This is a genomic window from Micromonospora sp. HM134 (assembly GCF_007833915.1).
GTDB lineage: Bacteria > Actinomycetota > Actinomycetes > Mycobacteriales > Micromonosporaceae > Micromonospora > Micromonospora wenchangensis.
On the sequence record NZ_CP041061.1, the window covers coordinates 4,353,635 to 4,371,327 of the forward strand.

The window sequence follows — 17,693 nt, forward strand, 5'->3', positions numbered from 1 at the left end:
CAGCGGGCCGGGTCGGCCGTCGCGCACCCGGGTGGCGTCCGCCGTGACCACAACCAGGTTTATGAACGGTGACGCGACCGTTAAATCCGCGCCGTTTCGTCGCACATAAAAGGATCGGCGGGACAAACCGCTCCTGCCTGACAATTGTTTCGTCACACCCGGTCACTCCGCCCAGGCAAAGCCGACTGAGCTGCCAAAACGGCCGTTCACCGGCCGACATATCGCGCAGCGCGACCGAACTATTGACCGTGCGCGATGGGTCGCATATTGTTCGCGGTGCAAGTTCCGCCGGACGAGATAAACACCGCCAGAATCAGCAGCCAGCCGTCGGCAATCGACGCATCCTTTCCGCTGCCCGTCGCGTCGGGTCAACCGCGCACATATTCTGCCCGACCAGCAAGGAATCCCCGTGGAAATGCTCACCCCTTCCTGGCGCACCCTGGCCCTTTTCGACGGAATAGGTGGTCACCAGGGAAATCTGCTGCCCACCCTCGGAGCGCTGCACGCGCAACCGGAGAACGCGCTCTTCTTCGACCGCATGTTCCGGGCCCTCGACGACCTGCGGGAGCATCTCGGCGGCGTACCCGAACCGGCCGTCCCCGCCGGGAGCCGGCTGCGCCGGTGGTTCACCGCCCCCGCCACCGCGCCGCCCACCGGCACCGACGACTCGGTCGTCGCCGGGATCTGCGTCCACCTGATCCAGCTGTGCGACCTGCAACCCCGGCGGGCCGCCCTCGACACCGTCACCGCCGCCATCGGGCACAGCATCGGGCTCCAGGCGGCCATCGTCGCCGGCCTGCGGCCGAAGCGGACGGACGCCTTCCTCGCCCTCGCCGAGACCTCGCTCAAGCTGGTCGCGTTGAGCCTCGCCCGGGGGCACCAGGCCACCACCGGCCGCCAGGTCCCCACCGAACTGGCCGAGCGGTACGCCAGCGCCGGCGACCCACGTCAGCGACCCGGCCCGATGGCGCTGGTCAGCGGCCCCTCCCGGGCGGATCTCGCCGCCCTGGTCGACCGCTACCGGCGGGACACCGGACGGTCGGTAGCGGTCGGCCTGGTCAACACCCCCACCACCAGCGTGCTCAGCGGGCACACCGAGGACCTGCTGCACTTCCACGCCCACCACGAGGCGGTGTTCCGCAGCGGCGCGGCGACGTGGACGTTCCTCACCAACACCCTGCCGTTCCACAGCCCGCACCTGGCCGCCGCAGCCGACGAGGTACGCCGGGACCGGACCTTCGTCGGCCCCCTGCCCGCCGCCGGTGAGCTGCGGATACCGGTGTACGCGGCGGACGCCCCCCGGACCCTGCCGCCCGACGCCGACCTGCTCGACGAGTTCGTCGACCAGGTGCTGGTCCGCCCGGTCGACTGGGCGACCGCCAGCGTCCACGCCGTCACCGACGCGGGGATCACCACGGTGCTGGACTGCGGCCCCGGCCCCGCCGCCCGCCGGTTCACCCGGGAGTGCCTCGGCGGCCGGACGCTGCGCTTCGAGTCGATCCGACGAGCCTCCCGGCGACCGTGAAAGGACACCACGTGCACTGTCTACTCTTCCCGGGCCAGGGGGTGCAGCGCCGCGGCATGGGCGCCGACCTGTTCGGCCTGTTCCCCGAGGCCACCGCCATGGCCGACGAGATCCTCGGCTGGTCCGTCGAGGAGCTGTGCACCCGGGACCCGCACCGACGCCTGCGCGACACCCGCTACGCCCAACCCGCGGTGTTCTTCGTCAACGCCCTGCTGGCCCAGCAGGTGACCGCCGAACGACCCGGGCACTACCGGTACTTCGCCGGCCACAGCCTCGGCGAGTACAACGCGTTGGTCGCCGCCGGGGTGCTCGACCTCGACGCCGCCCTGCGGCTGGTCGACCGGCGGGCCGAGCTGATGTCCCAGGTCACGGGTGGGGGCATGTCGGCGGTGCAGGGCCTGCCGGTGTCGTTCGTCCGGCGGGCGTTGACCGAGACCGGCCTGCCCCGGGTGTTCGTGGCGAACCTCAACGCCGACACCCAGAGCACGATCGCCGGGGATCGCGCCGAACTCGCCGTCGCCGCCAAGGCGATCGGCGCGCTGCCCGGGGCACGGGTCGTCCCGCTCAACGTCAGCGGCCCCTTCCACACCCCGCTGATGGCGTCGGCGGAGCAGCGGTTCCGGGCCGTCCTGGACGGCTGCGACTTCGCCCCCGGGCACACCCCCGTGGTCTCCGGGGTCACCGGGGACGTCTTCGACACCGACCGCGCCGCCGAACTGCTCGCCCGGCAACTGTCCACCCCCGTGGAGTGGGTCCGGGCGGTCACCACCCTGCGCGCGGCCGGTGTCACCGGGTTCGACGAGGTCAACGGCAAGACCCTCAGCGCATTTCTCACCCGCATCGCGGAGAGGTGATTCACCGCATGGACACGGATATCGCGGTCGTCGGCCTGTCGGTCGAGGTGCCCGGGGCCGACGACCTCGACACCTTCTGGCAGATCATCAGTTCCGGGGCGAGCCTCACCCGACCGTTTCCCACGAACCGCCGGGAAAAGCTGGCCGAATACATCAGGTATCTCCGGGCGACGAGCATCGAACCGGTGACCGAGCCCGACGTCGAATACCACAACGGTTGTTTCCTCGACGAGGTCGACACCTTCGACCACACCGTTTTCGGAATGAACCCCCGGCAGGCCACGCTGACCGACCCGCACCACCGAATGGTCATGCGCGCCATGTTCCTCGCCTTCGAGGACGCCGGTTACGGTTTCGACCGGCTCCGGGGCAGCCGGACAGGCGTGTTCGTCGGTTTCGCGGTCAACCCCGGATCGACCTATCTGGACTACATCTGCCGCGTCGACCCGAACAACGGCCAGCAGGCCATCACCGGCAACATCCCGGCGATGCTGGCGAACCGGCTGTCGCACCTGCTGGACCTGCGCGGCCCGAGCCTGGTGGTGGACACCGCCTGCTCGGCCACCCTGGTCGCCGTGCACCAGGCCAAGAACGCGCTGCTCGCCGGGGACTGCGAGATGGCGGTGGTCGGCGGCGCCCGGATCGTCTTCTCCCCCGTCAAGCACCCGCACTCCAACATCGGCATCGAGTCCTCCGACGGGGTCACCCGCACCTTCGACGAGGCCGCCGACGGCACCGGTTTCGGCGAGGGGTCCGGCGCGGTCGTCCTCAAGCGGATGTCGCAGGCGGTGGCGGACGGCGACCGGATCTACGCCGTCATCAAGGGCAGCGCCGTCAACCACGACGGCAACACCGAGGGCATCACCAACCCCGACTCCGACTCGCAGGCCGACCTGCTGGACGCCGCCTGGCGCAACGCGGGCGTCGACCCCCGGACCCTCGGCTACCTGGAGGCCCACGGCACCGCCACCCGGGTCGGTGACCCGATCGAGCACGAGGGGATGAAACGCGCCTTCGCCCGGTACACCGGCGACCGGGGGTTCTGCGCGGTCGGCACCGTCAAGGCGAACGTGGGGCACCTGTTCGAGGGCTCCGGCGTCATCGGTCTGATCAAGGCCATCGCGGTGCTGCGCAACCGGATGATCCCGCCGCAGGCCAACTTCAAGAACCCCAACCCGAAGCTCGACTTCGCCGCCGGGCCGCTGTACGTCTCCACCAGCCTGCGGCCGTGGGAGTCCCCCGACGGCCCACGGCGCTGCGGGGTCAGCGCCTTCGGCCTCGGCGGCACCAACGCCCACGTCGTGCTGGAGGAGCACGTCGCCGAGACACCGGCGGCCCCCGCCGGCCCGGGGCCGTTCCTGTTCACCCTCAGCGCGGCCACCCTGAAGTCCCTGGTCCGCCTCGGTGAGCGGTACGTGCGGTTCATCGACGCCGCCGGCCTCGACGGGGTCGACATCGCCGACGTCTGCCACACCAGCCAGGTCTCCCGCAGCGGGCACCGGCACCGGGCGGCGTTCGTCGTCCACGACGTCGCCGACCTGCGCCGGCAACTGGTCGCCTCGCTGGCCGACGGGGCGTCGCCGCCGCCGGACGGCCCGCTCGGCGACGAGGCCCGCCGCTACCTGGCCGGCGCGTCGGTGGACTGGCGGCGGCTCTCCGACGGCCGCCGCCGGATCGTCCGCCTTCCCGGGTACGCCTTCGACACCACCCCCGCGTGGGTGCAGTTCCCCGACACCTGGCGGGCGCAGCTGTCCCTGGGCACCGTCGACGAGGAGCACCCCGTCACCCACGACGTGGTGTTCGCCCCCGCCGCCGACCCGGCGTCGCCGACGCCCGGGGCGCGGGTGCTGGCCCTGGTCGACCCGGACACCGACGCCGGGCAACTGCTCGCCGCGACCGGACTGGACGACCTGCGGGTGCTGCGGCTCGGCGAGCCGGTACGCCCCGGCGGCGCGCCCTTCGACGCCCGCTCGGCGGACTCCTTCGCCGAGATCGCCCGGCTGGTCGACGACGACGGCATCACCCACCTGGTGCACGCGCTCGGCTTCGACGCCACCCCCGCCGCCGACCTCGCCGAACTCGACCTGCGGACCGGCAAGAACCTGCACAGCCTGTTCCAGCTGACCAAGGCGTTGATGGCGGCCGGCGTCAAGCTGGAGCTGACGGTGCTCACCCGGCGCGCGGTCTGCGCCCACGACGCCGAACCCGACGTGGTGGTCGAGAATGGCGCGCTGGTCGGCTTCGGCAAGGTCATCGGCCGGGAGTACCCGTACCTCGGGGTCACCCACCTCGACGTCGACCCGGGCGTGTCGCCCGACGCGGTCCGGGCGGAGATCCTCTCCCCCGAACGCGGGGTGTTCCTGTGGCGCGACGGCCGACGCCTGCACGAGGTCTTCGTCGAGGTGCCGCAGGTCGACACCGACGGCCCGCAGAGCTACCTGCGGCCGGGCGGCACCTACCTGGTCACCGGCGGCACCGGCGCGCTCGGCCTGGCCGTCGCCCACGCGTTCGCCACCCGGCAGCCCGACGTGACCCTGGTGCTGCTCAGCCGGTCCGGCCTGCCGCCGCGCGACCAGTGGCCGGACCTGCTGTCCGCGCCGGCCGGCGACGCCCGTGCCGCACGGGTACGCGCGGTGCGGGAGCTGGAGGAACTCGGTGCCCGGGTCCGGGTGGTCGCCGCCGACGCCGGTGACCCGGACGCGCTGGCCGCCGCCGTGGCCGACGCCCGGGGCGGGCACGGCCGCATCGACGGCATCGTGCACGCCGCCGGCCTGCCCGGTGGCAGCACCGTCATGTTCCGGGACCTCGCCGACTTCGACGCGGTGGTCCGGGCGAAGCTGCACGCCGCGTTCCTGCTCGACCAGCTCACCCGGGACGACCGGCCGGACTTCGTCGTGCACTTCTCGTCGGTGGCGTCGGTGTTCCCCGCCCCCGGCCAGGCCGACTACGCGGCGGCCAACTACTACCTGGACAACGTGGCCCGCAGCCAGGCCGGCGGGTCGACCCACGTGATCGCGCTGGACTGGGTCGCGTGGAAGGAGATCGGCATGGCCGTCGACCACGGCACCAGCGGCGACACCATGTTCCGGGCCCTGCCCACCCGGGTCGGGCTGGAGGTCCTCGACGCGGGCCTGCGTTCCGGCCGGTCCCGGCTGTTCGCCGGGGAGCTGCACTACCGGGGGGAGCTGATCCACCTGCTGCGCTCCTACGACGTGCGGCTCTCCGCCGAGATCGACGCGAAGGTCGACCGGGAGATGCAGGCGTTGGAGCAGCGGCTGCGGCAGGCCGCCGACAAGATCCGGGCCACCGTCGACGCGGTCGGTGTCGAGCTGGAGGGCCGGCCGGACGGTGGGTACACCGACGTCGAGCGGTCCGTGGCGCAGTGCCTCGCCCTCGCCTTCGGCTATCCGACGCTCGACGTGGAGGCGGACTTCTTCGACCTGGGCGGCGACTCCATCATGGCCGCCTCGGTGGCCAACACCATCGCCGTGCGGCACGACGTGCAGTACGACGTCGCGGACCTGCTCGCCGACCGGACCGTCGCCGAGATCGCGTACCACGTCGAGGACCTGGTCGCCTTCGCGGACGCCGCCGCCTGACGACACCGATCGGAGGGTGGCATGTCGGACATGACTACCGGGCCGGCGCTGCGGCGCATCGTCGGCTTCGCCCTGCCGCTGACCGCGGCGAACCTGCTGCAACAGGGCTACCTGCTGGTCGACAGCGTCGTCGTCGGCCGTTACGTCGGGCTCGAGGGGCTGGCCGTGGTGGGCGCCTGCGGGCCCCTGTTCTATCTGCTCAACGCCATGTTCATCGGGCTGGGCACGGCGTTCACCATCCGGTTGGCCCACCTGACCGGCGGTCAGCAGGTAGACCGTCGCCGCGACGTGGTCGCCGCCCTCACCCTCCTCACGGTCGTCTGGGCCGCCGGCTGTGTCGTCCTGGCGACGCTCCTTGTCGATCCGGCGCTGGCGGTGATGGGAATCGACGGGCGGCTCGCCGCCGACTCGGCCCGGTTCTTCGGCACCCTGGCGCTCGGCTTCCCCGGGATCTTCGGCAGCGCCGCGGTCAGCGCCTACTTCCGCGGGCTGGGTGACTCCCGCTCGGCGATGTGGGTGCAGGGCGTCGGCAGCATCGCCAACGTCGTCCTGGTGCTGGTCTTCGTCGCCGTCCTCGACGGGGGTGTGGTCGGCGCGGCGTTGGCCACCGCCGTGGCCAGCACGGTCGCCCTGGTGGTCGGGCTGGTCTGGGCGGCGCGCGCCCACCCGGTGCGGCGCGGCGGGCCACGGCCTGCGGTCCGCCGGGAACTCGTCGACGCCGCCCGGCTGGGCCTGCCCCTGGCCAGCCAGCACATCGTGCTCGCCCTCGGGATCATGGTGCTGGTCGGGATCATCCAGTCCTACGGGGAGGTGGTCCTCGCCGCGTTCACGATCGTCTCCCGGATCGAGTTGTTCACCGGCATCCTGTTCCTCGACTTCTCCGGCGCGGTGACCGCCTTCGCCGCCCAGAACCTCGGCGCGGGGGACCTGGCCCGGGCCCGTGACGGGCTGCTGCGCACGCTGCGGTTGACGGCCGTGCTGTCGGTGCTGGTCGCCGGGGTGGTGCTGGTCGCCCGCGCCCCGCTCGCCGCGTTGTTCACCGACGATCCGGCCACCCGGGAACTGACCGGACGCTACCTGACGATCATCTATCCCTTCCTGCTCCTCTACACCGCCATGGTGGTCATCCACGGTTACCTCAACGGCGCCGGCCGGACGACCGCGCCGCTGATCTGCACGCTGATCGCCTTCGTCGCCGTGCAGATCCCCTTCGCCTGGCTGCTCAACGGGCCGTTCGGCATCGACGCCGTGATGTGGGCGGTGGTGGCCAGTTGGACCGCCGGGCTGACCTACAGCGTGTTCTGCCTGCGGCGGGTGCTGTTCGTCCGGCCCGCCCCGGCGGCGGTGCCCGCCGCTACCTGATGCCCCGTCCATCCCAGCCCGTGAGGACCACCCATTGATCAACCACCGCACCGCCGAGGTGACGTTCCACGCGGGCCGCAGCCGGACCGCCCACCTGACCTGGGGCCAGCAGGGCACCTGGGACGTCCTACGCCGGTGGCTGCCGGAGATGAAGCCGTTCTTCGTGCTGACCCGGTGGCTGCCCGTACCCCTGCTGCTCGAGGTCGACGACGTGCTGGCACAGCTGTCCCACCTGCTTAGGCGGCACGAGTCGCTGCGGACGCTCTTCCCGGCTGGGGTCGACGGCCAGGGCGGCCAGCACGTGCTCGGCGAGGGCGTCGTCACCGTCGAGGTCGTCGACCGGCCCGACGGTGACCCGGTCAGCTTCGCCGACATCGTCGCCGACTGCCTGCGTCGGGCCGGCACCCGCCCGTTCGCCCACGACACCGAGCTGCCGATCCGGTTCGCGGTCGCCACCCACGAGGGCATCCCCGTGCTGCTGATGTTCGCCGTGTCCCACCTGGCGGCCGACCATCTCGGCGCGGACCTCCTGGCCGCCGAGCTGGCCGCGCTGCTGCGGGCCAGGACCGACGGGGACGCCCCACCGCCGGCCCGACCGGCGGTGCAGCCGGTCGACCTGGCCGTCTTCGAACGCTCCCCGGACGGGCAACGCCGCAACGTCGACGCGCTGGCGTACCTGCGTCAGCAGCTGCGCCGCCTACCGGTCGCGCCCCTGCCCGAGCGGGTCACCCCGGCCGACCCCCGGTACTGGCGCGGTGAACTCGCCTCCGACGCCGCCGCCGTGGCCCTGCGGCTGGCCGCCCGACGACTGCGCACCACCACGTCGGTCACCCTGCTGGCCGTCACCAACGCGCTGGTGCGCACGTTCTGCGCCACGCCGGTCTACCCGCTGGACATCATGCAGAGCAACCGGGTGGAACCGGAGCTGCGGTACACCGTGACCAGCCTCAACCAGGCCGTCCGTACCGCCATGGAGGTGTCCGGCGACACCGTCGGTGACCTGGTCGGGCACGCCCGTGCCGCGATGGGGGCGGCGATGCGGCACGCCCGCCACGACGGCCGCGCCGCCGCCCAGGTGGCCCGCGCCGCCGCCGACGCCGCCGGGCGGCCCCTGCCGGTCGGCGGCCAGTTCAACGACCGGTGGTCGCTGCAACCGCGACCCGCCGGCCCGGTGCCGGGCCCGCAGGAGTTGGCCGGGCTCACCGCGACGACCACCTTCGACTGGCCGCAGCGGGCCGCCGCCGAGGCGATGCCGTTGTACGTCGACGCCAGCGGCACCGCTGAGCGGATCCACCTGTCGCTGATGGCCGACACCGCCCTGCTCGCCCCCGCCGACATCCGGGGTTTCCTGTACGCCGTGGAGCAGGTCGCCATGGAACTGGCCCGGGACGACGTCAGCCTGCGCCGGGTGACGGAGATCTTCGACAGCCACCGGCTGTGCGAGGTCCCCGGCCACCCGGACACCCCGTGACCGGCCGCCCGTTCGCGGCCCGGCTGCGGGGCGACCGGTCCTCGTCAGTGCACGACGACGACCGCCGAGGGTGGTTCCAGGTCGGCGAGCCGGGACGGGCGGACCACGAGGAACAGCGCCGCCAGCGCGGCCACCATGCCCCCGGCGACCACCAGCGCCATCGCCACCGCGCCGTTGCCCAGCACCCCCACCATGGGGGCGGCCACCGCGCCGACGCCGAACTGCACCGCGCCGAGCAGGGCCGAGGCGGTGCCGGCGGCCTCACCGTGGCGGGACAGCGCCAGCGCCGGGGCGTTGGGCATCGCCAGCCCGGCCGCTGCCAGCACCACCCACAGCGCCACCAGCAGGGCGGGCAGCCCACCGAACCCGGTCACGGCGAAGGCCAGCAGGGCCAGCCCGGCCAGGGTTCCGACGCTCAGCGAGGTGACCAGGATGCGCTGCGGCGGGTGGCGGCGCAGCAGCCGCACGTTGTACTGGGCCGCCCCGATCAGGCCCACCGCGCCCGCCCCGAACGCCAGGCCGAACTGTTGCTCGTCGAGCCCGTACCCCTCCTGGAGGACGAACGACGAGCCGGCCACGTACGCGAACAGCGCCGCCATGGCCAGCCCGGCGACCACGACCAGCCCCACGAAGGTCCGGTCGCGCAGCAGCGAGCCGTACAGGCTCACGGTCGACCACGCGCCGCCGCGTTGGCGACGCTCGGCGGGCAGGGTCTCGGGCAGGCCGATCACGGCGACCACGACGAGCAGCACCCCGAACACGGCCAGGGTCACGAAGACACCCCGCCAGTCCGTCCAGCGCAGCACGCCGCCGCCGAGGGTGGGGGCGAGGACGGGGGCGGCGCCCATCACCAGCAGCAGCCGGGACAGCAGGGTGGCGAAGGCGGTGCCGCTGAACAGGTCCCGCAGCACCGCCATCGCGACCACCGTGGCGGCGGCGACGCCGAGGCCCTGCACCACCCGCAGCGCGCCGAGGACGGCGATGTGCTGGGCGACGACGCAGAGCGCCGACGCCACGATGTGCAGGGCGAGGCCGGCGATCAGCGGACCCCGGCGGCCGACGGCGTCGGAGAGCGGCCCGATCAGCAGTTGACCGAGGGCCAGCCCGGCGAGCGTGCCGGTGAGGGTCAGCTGGACCGCCGCCGAGGTGGTCATGAGGTCGGCGGCGATGGCGGGCAGCGCCGGCAGGTACATGTCGATGGTCAGCGGGCCGATGGCGATCAGCGAGCCGAGGACGAGGACCAGGCGTACCCGCTGCCGGCGGGTCATCAGGTCTCCGGGCGTCGGCGCGACCTTCGTCAGCTGGTCGTGGGCGAGATCGGTCATCGGGGAAGCTCCGCCCGGTCGTGGTGCGGCCGGGCGTGAGACGGTACGACAGTCACACCTGGCTTCAAATCCGGACCCGCTGCTCTGATTCCCGCTCCACCGAGAGGTAACGCGGGTCACAGCCGATGGTCACGGCTCAGGCGGGGTCCACGCGCCCCAGCCGCCAGTACCCCATGAAGGCGACGGCGCGGCGGTCCACGCCCCGCTCGGCGACGAGGTGCCGGCGCAGGGCGCGGATGACGCCGGCCTCCCCGGCCAGCCAGGCGTAGACGGGCACGGGCGCGGTCGGGGCGGGCACCTCCCACAGCGGGGCCACGTCGACGTCGACGTCGACGACCGCCTCGGCGGGCGTCGCCCCGGTGCGGGCCAGCAGCCGTTGCGCCGCCGCGGCCACGGCGGGCAGCAGCCGGCTGCCGTGTCCGCCGCCGGCACGGGCCAGCCAGCTGACGGTGACGCCGGGCGGGGCGGACACCGGCAGGACGTCGGCCGGGTCCGGCACCTCCAGCAGCACCTCGCCCCGGGCGTCGAGGGGCAGGCGTTCCAGGATGGCGCTGATCGCGGGCACGGCGGTCTCGTCGCCGGCCAGCAGCAGCCGGCCGGCGGGCGGCGGGCGGAACTCGATGCCGCCGTGCTCGCCGTCGTAGCCGGCGTCGGGTCCGAGCAGCCCGGCCTCGTCGCCGGGGCGGACCCGCAGCGCCCACCGGCCGGCCGGGCCGTGGTCGCCGTGCAGCACCAGGTCCACGTCCACCTCGGCCAGGTGCGGCCGGACCGCCCGGACGGTGTACGTGCGGATCGGGCAGCGCTCCTGCTCGGGCAGGGCGCGCCAGTGGGTGTACCAGTCGTCGCCGCCGGGCAGGTGGACGCCGGGTCGGCCGGGTGCGGGCAGCACCAGCTTGATCCGCTGGTCGTACCCGTTGTCGGCGAACCGGTCGAGGTCCGGGCCGGTGAAGGTGACCCGCAGGAACGACGGGCTGAGCCGGCGCGTCGCGCGTACCTGCACGTCGAACAGCCGCCAGGGCGCGACGGGCAGGGTCGCGGTGCCGGTGGGGTGGTGCCGCTCCCCCGCCGGGCGAACTCGATCACTAAGCACGTAGGTGAGGCTAACCTAACCAACACGATGAATGGCGACGTGGGTCACCCATCCCCCGTCCGGGCGAGGCCGACCGCCCCACCCAGGCAGCATCACCCCTGGTCAGCGGCCCCGAGCGGCACGGTCGAGGAAGAGCAGTTGGGCCCGCTTCTCCGGCAGGTCGATCTGCGGACCGGGCACGAAACCGGCCCGGACCAACCTGTCGACGGCGCGGGCGTTGCCGGCGTCCGGTTCGGCCACGATCCGCAGCCGGGTCGGGTCGGCCAGCACGAACGCGAGGAACACGTCGAGGAGCACGCCGGTGAAGCCGGGCTCCGGGCCACCGTCCGGCGGGCCGATGAGCAGGTGGATGCCGAAGTCGCCGGGGCGTACGTCGTAGCACCGCCCGACCGGGTCGGCCGCCGGCTCGTAGGTCTGGAACAGCGCCGCCGGCCGGCCGTCCCGGTGCACCAGGTACGCGTGGTGGGTGGTCAGCGAGTCGAGGTACGCATAGATCTCGTGGACCCGCTCCCGACTGGCCCCGCGCATGCCCCAGAACCGGGACCGCTCCCGGGTCACCCAGTCGTGGATCACCGCGACGTCCCGGTCGGGGTCCACCGGCCGGATGGACACCTCCCCGAAACCGTCAACCCGGCACGAGGTGGAGGTCGGCGCAGCGGTCATGGCACTCCTTCCGGACGACGGGCCCGGCGGCCCGCCGGCACATCACTTTTCGCTGTCGATGCGACACCGTCAGCGACGAGTCAGGCAGACCTCACCACAACTTCGGAAAGTACGCAAACGACCACCGGGAGCAATGCGCCGCCCGGGATGCCGCGCCCCGACGGCGACACCGGAACGGCGAGACCGGAATACCGCACCGGCCACCGGCGGGTCGGCGACCGCATCCGGGGCGGCCGGCCTGTGACACGTCAGGCACGCACCGGTATTGACTCGGGTAATTCGTTCTGTTAACGCCCACAGGCTCGTACGGTAAAGGCGGCTATTTGCTCGGCGCACCGGGCGAACTATTCGCGGAACAGGGGGTGACACATTGCTGTTCTTCGTTGGATAATTGCGGCCGTCGAGTGCCGGTCCCCGTGCGCGCCGGCGTTCAGGAGAAGGGACAGTCGTGAAACGTGACCAGTCACCCGTGCTGCCGGGCGACGGCTCCACGGACTACGCCCGTTACATGCGCACCGACGAGCTGCTCGCCCTGCAACGCCGCCCGGAGGAGATGCTCCACCGCGACGAGCTGCTCTTCCAGGTGGTGCACCAGTCCGCCGAGCTGTGGCTGAAGCTGGCCGAGGCCGAGCTGACCGCCGCCGTCGGGCGCACCGGGGCCGCCGACCCGGCCGGGGCGGCGGCGCTGCTGGCCCGCGCGACGCTCGCGGTGCGACTGGTCACCGACCAGTTGGAGATGTTCCGGCACCTGTCCCCGGTCGACTTCCAGACGATGCAACCCGCGCTGGGCAACGGCTCCGGCGCCGAGTCCCCCGGCTGGCGGCGGGCCGCTACGGTGAGCCGACAGCTCGGCCGGGCCTTCGCCGATCACCTCGCCACCCGGGGCGGCACGCTCGACGCGCTGGCCCCGGCAGACCCGACCCGGCGACTCGCCGAGGAGATGATCGCCTGGGACGAGCAGGTCCACCGGTGGCGGGCGCGCCACTACGAGGTCGCTCTGCGGGTCGGCGGGCACGCCCCCGGCGGCACCCCGGGCAGCGCGGCGACCGTGCTCGCCAAGCTCCTCGGGCACCGGTTCTTTCCCGAGCTGCGCCCGCCCCGGCCGGACACCGACGTCCCGGCGGCGGCGCATTCGGGCACCGCAGAGGCATGACGAGCCGCGCCACTCGAAGAATCGTCGGCGCTCCCCCTGACACATACCCCTCCGAGGTGCGGTTCGTGCGTGAGCTGACGAGCTGGTCGTCCGGTACGGCCGATCCCGAGCAATTTCCCTACCAGGCAGTGGTCACCGAATTTCATCGCGTCGGTAAACACTTCGTCAAAAAGGAACTCCTCGTCCAGCTGGACCAGGCGCGCGCCCGGGTGAACGCGCGGACGACCCCCGCCCGCGAGTTGTCCGCCTTCCTCGACGTGGCGCTCGACAAGTGGGACGCCCGGTACGACTACCGCAGCTACCTGGCCCTGCCCCTGCTCCCCCTGCCCGGCCACGCCCCGGAGAGCGGACCGGCCGGACGGATGGCTGAGGAGGTCGACCGGCCGGGGCCGGGCGACGGACGACGGGAACGCGACCGGCTCCTGGTCGACCTCGTCGCCGACGCCCTCGCCTTCGAGCTGGCCGCCTCGACCGACGCCATCGACCTGCTCCCCGAGCAGCGGCCGGGGCCGGCGCTGGTGGCGAAGCGGTGCCGGCTCGGGGTACGCGCCGCCTCGTCGGCCCTCACCCGGCTCGGCCTGGCCGGGGCGGTCACCGAACAGGACCCGGTCGCGGCGGCGGTGGCGCTGCACCGGCTCGCCGTCACCGGCCGCGATCCCGCCCGGGAACGCGCCCTGGGGTTGAGCATGCTGCCGGTCTACGTCTCCCACGACGAGTACCTGTTCATCCGGGTCCTCCAGGCGTACGAGTGCGTCTTCGCCGGGGTCGCCGAGGAGCTGCGGGGCACGATCGTCGCGTTGGACACCGGCCGGCCCCGCCCCGCCGCCGGCCGGCTGGCGTACGCCCGGGAGCTGATCAGCGGCGCCGGGGCGCTGTTCTCCCTGCTGGCCACCATGCAACCGGCGGCGTTCCGGACGTTCCGCGAGTACACCGAGGGGGCCAGCGCGATCCAGTCCCGCTCGTACAAGATCATGGAGTCGCTGTGCCGTACGCCGGAGCCGGAGCGGTTGGACTCCACCGCGTACCGGTCGGTGCCGGAGGTACGCGAGGTGGTGCGGGCCGGCCAGCCGTCGATCGACCGGGCCTACCGTGCGGCGGTCCACGCCGGGTCGCTGCGGGGAGCCGACCTCGACCTGGTACGGCAGCAGATGGCGGCCTTCGCCGAGGCGGTGCTGACCTGGCGGCGCACCCACCACCGGTTGGCGACCCGGATGCTCGGCGCCCGCTCCGGCACCGGCTACACCGAGGGCACCCCCTACCTGGCGGCCGTCCGTGCCGTCCCGGTCTTCACCACCGTGTCCACCGAGAACCGTCCACCCCGGACCGATCCGATCGGAGGCTGCTGCGAGTGAGCGCACCCGCAACCCACCCGGCGCGTTGCCTGGACGCCGCCGCGCACGCCGTCCTGCGCGCCGAGTTCCCGCTGCTGGAAACCTGCGTCTACCTGAACAACAACTCCACCGGCGCGACGCCCCGGGGCGTCGAGCGGGTGCTCGCCGACTACTGGGCGACCCTGCGCGACTGGCGCGACGACGTGTGGCAGGGCTGGCACGTCGGCCTCGACCGGTACGCCGACTCCGTCGCCGCACTGCTCGGCGCGCCCCCGGGCAGCGTGGTCACCGACGCCAACCTGAGCACCCTGCTGGCCCGGGTGCTGTCCTGCTTCGACTACCGCCCGCCCCGCGACCGGATCGTCACCACCGACCTGGAGTACCCGACGGTGCCGTTCATCGGCACCGCGTTCGGCCGCTACGGCGCACGGCTCGACGTGGTCGGCACCGGCGGCCCCCGGTTCGACGAGGACGCCCTCGCCGCCCGCGTCGACGAACGGACGCTGCTGGTCTGCGTACCCCACGCGAGTTTCTCCTCCGGGGCCACCATCGACCTGGCGCGGCTGGTCGCCCGCGCCCACGACGTCGGGGCGCTGGTGGTGGTGGACGCCTTCCAGACCGTCGGCGCGGTCCCGCTGGACGTGACCGCGCTCGGCGTCGACATCGTCCTCGGCGGCGCGCACAAGTGGCTGTGCGGGGCCGGCACCGCCTTCCTCTACGTCCGTCCCGACCTGGCGGAACGCCTGACACCGGCGGCGACCGGGTGGCAGGCCGGCGACCGGGCGTTGACCTTCCGGGTGTCGACCGGATGGGCGGCGGGGGCGCAGCGTTTCGCCGGCGGCACGCCGTACCCGCTGACCTCGCTGATCTCCCAGGTCGGCCTGGACCTGCTGGCGGGCGTCGGGATCGCGGCGATCCGGGCCCACTCGCTGGCGCTGACCCAGCGGGTCCTGGACCGGGCGGCGGCGGCCGGCATCACCGTGGTCAGCCCCACCGACCCGCAGCGCCGGGGCGGGGTGGTCTGCCTGGACGTCCCCGACGGCGAGGAGGTCAAGCGGCGGCTGGCCGCGCGGAACATGATCTGTAGCTGGCGGGGCTGGCTGCGGGTCGGGCCGCACGTCTACAACACCGTCGACGAGGTCGACGCGTTCATGGACGCGTTGGGCGAGGAGCTGGGCCGGTGAGCGTCACCCTGTCCCCCCGGGCGTTGATGAGCCTGCTCGTCAACGGCCCCAAGGCCGTCGACGTGCTGGAGACCGCGCTGGCCCTCGGCCTGCTCGACGCGCTGGAGCCCGGCCCGGTACGCCTCGACGCGCTGGCCGACCGGTTCGGGGTGCGCCCGCTGCGGCTGTACAAGTTCCTCGACTGCCTGGAGAGCCTCGGCTGCGTCACCCGCCACGAACCCGACGACGACATCGCCGGGGCCAGCTACCGGGCGGTGCCGGGGCTGCGCGACGCCGTGCTGGCGGTGGTCGGCCCGGACGCGATCGAACGGGACCGGGACCGCTACCCGTGGCGGCTGCTGCACGGCCGGCTCGCCGAGAGCCTGCGCGGCGAGGTCGGCATGAGCGACGACGACTTCGCCTGGCCGCCCAAGACCGACGCGCAGACCGCCGACTTCGAACGCAGCATGGCCGCCGGGCTCGGCCCGGTGATCGAGACGTTGCGCCGGCACGCCGACCGGCTCTGGTCGGACCGGCGACGCCTGCTCGACGTCGGCGGCGGCGACGGCACGCTCGCCGCGCACATCCTCGACACCGCCGACGACCTGCGGGCCGACGTGTTCAACCTGCCGGCGGTGGCGCCCCTGGTGGCGGCCACCCGGGTCGACCGGGGGCACCCCGACCGGCTGGGCTTCGTCGGCGGCGACTTCCTGGCCGGGCCGCTGCCGGAGGGCTACGACGCGATGGCGTTCGTCCGGGTGCTGCACGACTGGCCCAACGACGTCGCCCGCCGCCTGGTCGAGCAGGCGTACGCGGCGCTGGAGCCGGGCGGGCTGCTGCTGATCGCCGAGGAGTTCCGCACCCCCGACCGGCTGGCCGTGCAGTTCTTCTGGAGCTACTTCCTGATCGGCGTGGACAGCTGCGTCAGCCGGCTGCGGGAGGTCGAGTTCTACACCGGGCTGCTCGCCGAGGTCGGGTTCACCCGGGTGGCGGTGCTGCCCGGCGGGTGGGAGCTGGTCACCGCGTACAAGCCGGGGTGACCGGGCGGCTGGCACCGGGGCCGGCGGACGCCTGACGTCCACCGGCCCCGGCCGGGCCGGTCAGGGGCGGCGGGCCAGCACCGCGCCGTTCGCGCCGGGAGCCTCGAACGGCACCGTACGCACGTCGACGAAGCCGGCGTCGGTCAACCACTGCCGGTACTCCGCGCCGGAGTAGTTCTTGCCGCCCTCGGTCTCGACGAGCATGTTCATGCCCATCAGGGCGGCCTCCGGCGGGCCGGTGCGCTCGTCGTTGAGCAGCAGCTCGCTGACGACGATCACCCCGCCGGGCGGCAGCGCGTCGTGGCAGCGGGCCAGCAGCGCCCGGTTGGTCGGCTCGTCCCAGTCGTGCAGGATCATGCTGAGCAGGATCACGTCGTGCCCGTCGGGCAGGGCCGGGTCGGCGAGGAAGTCACCGGCGACCGTGCCGATCCGGTCGGTCAGGCCCGCCTCCGCGATCCGCTCCCCGGCCCGCACGCACACGTGCGGCAGGTCCAGGATCGTCGCCCGCAGCTCCGGCAGCCGCAGGCAGAACTCGATCGGGAACGCCCCCGCGCCCCCGCCGACGTCGAGCAGCCGGCGGTGCGCGCCGAAGTCGTACGCGTCGGCCAGCGCACGGGCGGTGAACCGGGAGGTGGCGAACATGGCGTCCCAGAACTGGGCCACCAGCTCCGGGTCGGTGGTGTCGAACAGGGAATCCTGCTGCTGCGGGTCCCAGGTCAGCGGCCGGTTGCCGCGCAGCGCCTCGCCCACCCGGTGCCAGGGCAGGTAGGTGCGCAGGTCGGAGTAGCGCACCTGGGCCCCGAAGTAGTAGGGCCGCCCCTCGACCAGGAACTGCTCGGCCAGCGCCGAGTTGCGGTAGCCGTCGCCGGCCTTCTCCAGCAGCCCCAGCGACGCGCTGGCCGAGAGCAGCAGGTCGGCGGGGCGTTCGTCGAGCCCGAACTCGGCGGCGGCCTCGGCCACGGTGACGGCCCGCCCGCCGGCCAGCCGGGTGAACAGGCCGAACTCGACCCCGACGGCGAGGGTCTTGAAGCCCCAGACGCCGGCGACGAGATGCATGAGAGGAGTGGGAGTGATCATGGGAACATAAGATCATGGAACGGTGACGCGGTGGCACGCG

The 17,693-nt window shown here is 73.2% G+C and carries 13 protein-coding genes; 9 read left to right on the forward strand and 4 right to left on the reverse strand.

The window, feature by feature from the left end; translation table 11 throughout:
• Nucleotides 1-415 precede the first annotated feature (415 nt).
• Genes FJK98_RS18585 through FJK98_RS18605 form a run of 5 tightly spaced genes read left to right on the forward strand, consistent with a single transcriptional unit; the run spans nt 416 to nt 8,811 of the window.
• Nucleotides 416-1,525, forward strand: a complete 1,110-nt coding sequence (locus FJK98_RS18585) for a hypothetical protein (protein ID WP_240763009.1) — start codon at nt 416-418, stop codon at nt 1,523-1,525.
• An 11-nt stretch (nt 1,526-1,536) separates the two neighbouring features.
• A complete protein-coding gene (locus tag FJK98_RS18590) occupies nt 1,537-2,379 on the forward strand; it encodes an ACP S-malonyltransferase (protein WP_145920149.1) in 843 nt (280 codons plus the stop codon).
• An 8-nt stretch (nt 2,380-2,387) separates the two neighbouring features.
• The gene (locus FJK98_RS18595) at nt 2,388-5,978 is read left to right on the forward strand and encodes a type I polyketide synthase (RefSeq protein WP_145920150.1); all 3,591 of its coding nucleotides are present in this window, start codon (nt 2,388-2,390) and stop codon (nt 5,976-5,978) included.
• 21 nt (nt 5,979-5,999) lie between these two features.
• Nucleotides 6,000-7,340: an MATE family efflux transporter gene (locus tag FJK98_RS18600; protein ID WP_145920151.1), complete on the forward strand. Its 1,341-nt coding sequence runs from the start codon at nt 6,000-6,002 to the stop codon at nt 7,338-7,340.
• Between the two features lie 34 nt (nt 7,341-7,374).
• Nucleotides 7,375-8,811, forward strand: coding sequence for a condensation domain-containing protein (locus tag FJK98_RS18605; RefSeq protein WP_145920152.1), 1,437 nt, complete (start codon nt 7,375-7,377; stop codon nt 8,809-8,811).
• Nucleotides 8,812-8,855: 44 nt separating this feature from the next.
• Here the strand turns inward: FJK98_RS18605 and FJK98_RS18610 are convergent, their stop codons facing one another.
• The 3 genes from FJK98_RS18610 to FJK98_RS18620 all read right to left on the reverse strand — a co-directional run bounded on the left by FJK98_RS18610 (nt 8,856) and on the right by FJK98_RS18620 (nt 11,889).
• Nucleotides 8,856-10,079, reverse strand: coding sequence for a multidrug effflux MFS transporter (locus FJK98_RS18610; protein ID WP_145922863.1), 1,224 nt, complete (start codon nt 10,077-10,079; stop codon nt 8,856-8,858).
• Nucleotides 10,080-10,272: 193 nt separating this feature from the next.
• Nucleotides 10,273-11,226, reverse strand: a complete 954-nt coding sequence (locus FJK98_RS18615; protein WP_205789041.1) for a siderophore-interacting protein — start codon at nt 11,224-11,226, stop codon at nt 10,273-10,275.
• A gap of 102 nt (nt 11,227-11,328) precedes the next feature.
• Entirely contained in the window at nt 11,329-11,889 is a 561-nt protein-coding gene (locus FJK98_RS18620) for a GNAT family N-acetyltransferase (RefSeq protein WP_145920153.1), read from the reverse strand.
• A 448-nt stretch (nt 11,890-12,337) separates the two neighbouring features.
• Here FJK98_RS18620 and FJK98_RS18625 point away from each other — a divergent pair, with 448 nt between their 5' ends.
• From FJK98_RS18625 to FJK98_RS18640, 4 genes are read left to right on the forward strand one after another with little or no spacing between them, the layout of a single operon-like run.
• Nucleotides 12,338-13,042, forward strand: a complete 705-nt coding sequence (locus FJK98_RS18625) for a tryptophan 2,3-dioxygenase family protein (RefSeq protein ID WP_145920154.1) — start codon at nt 12,338-12,340, stop codon at nt 13,040-13,042.
• Between the two features lie 56 nt (nt 13,043-13,098).
• Nucleotides 13,099-14,394 carry a tryptophan 2,3-dioxygenase family protein gene (locus FJK98_RS18630; RefSeq protein WP_145920155.1) on the forward strand — a complete coding sequence of 432 codons (1,296 nt, stop codon included), beginning with the start codon at nt 13,099-13,101 and terminating at the stop codon, nt 14,392-14,394.
• Nucleotides 14,391-15,557 carry an aminotransferase class V-fold PLP-dependent enzyme gene (locus tag FJK98_RS18635; RefSeq protein ID WP_240762145.1) on the forward strand — a complete coding sequence of 389 codons (1,167 nt, stop codon included), beginning with the start codon at nt 14,391-14,393 and terminating at the stop codon, nt 15,555-15,557. The genes FJK98_RS18630 and FJK98_RS18635 overlap by 4 nt, the downstream gene beginning before the upstream one ends.
• Nucleotides 15,554-16,576: a methyltransferase gene (locus tag FJK98_RS18640; RefSeq protein ID WP_145920156.1), complete on the forward strand. Its 1,023-nt coding sequence runs from the start codon at nt 15,554-15,556 to the stop codon at nt 16,574-16,576. Before FJK98_RS18635 ends, FJK98_RS18640 begins: the two co-directional genes overlap by 4 nt.
• Nucleotides 16,577-16,636: 60 nt before the next feature.
• Here FJK98_RS18640 and FJK98_RS18645 read toward each other — a convergent pair whose 3' ends face one another.
• Complete coding sequence (locus FJK98_RS18645) at nt 16,637-17,653, reverse strand: methyltransferase (RefSeq protein ID WP_145920157.1); 1,017 nt, start codon at nt 17,651-17,653, stop codon at nt 16,637-16,639.
• Nucleotides 17,654-17,693: the final 40 nt, after the last annotated feature.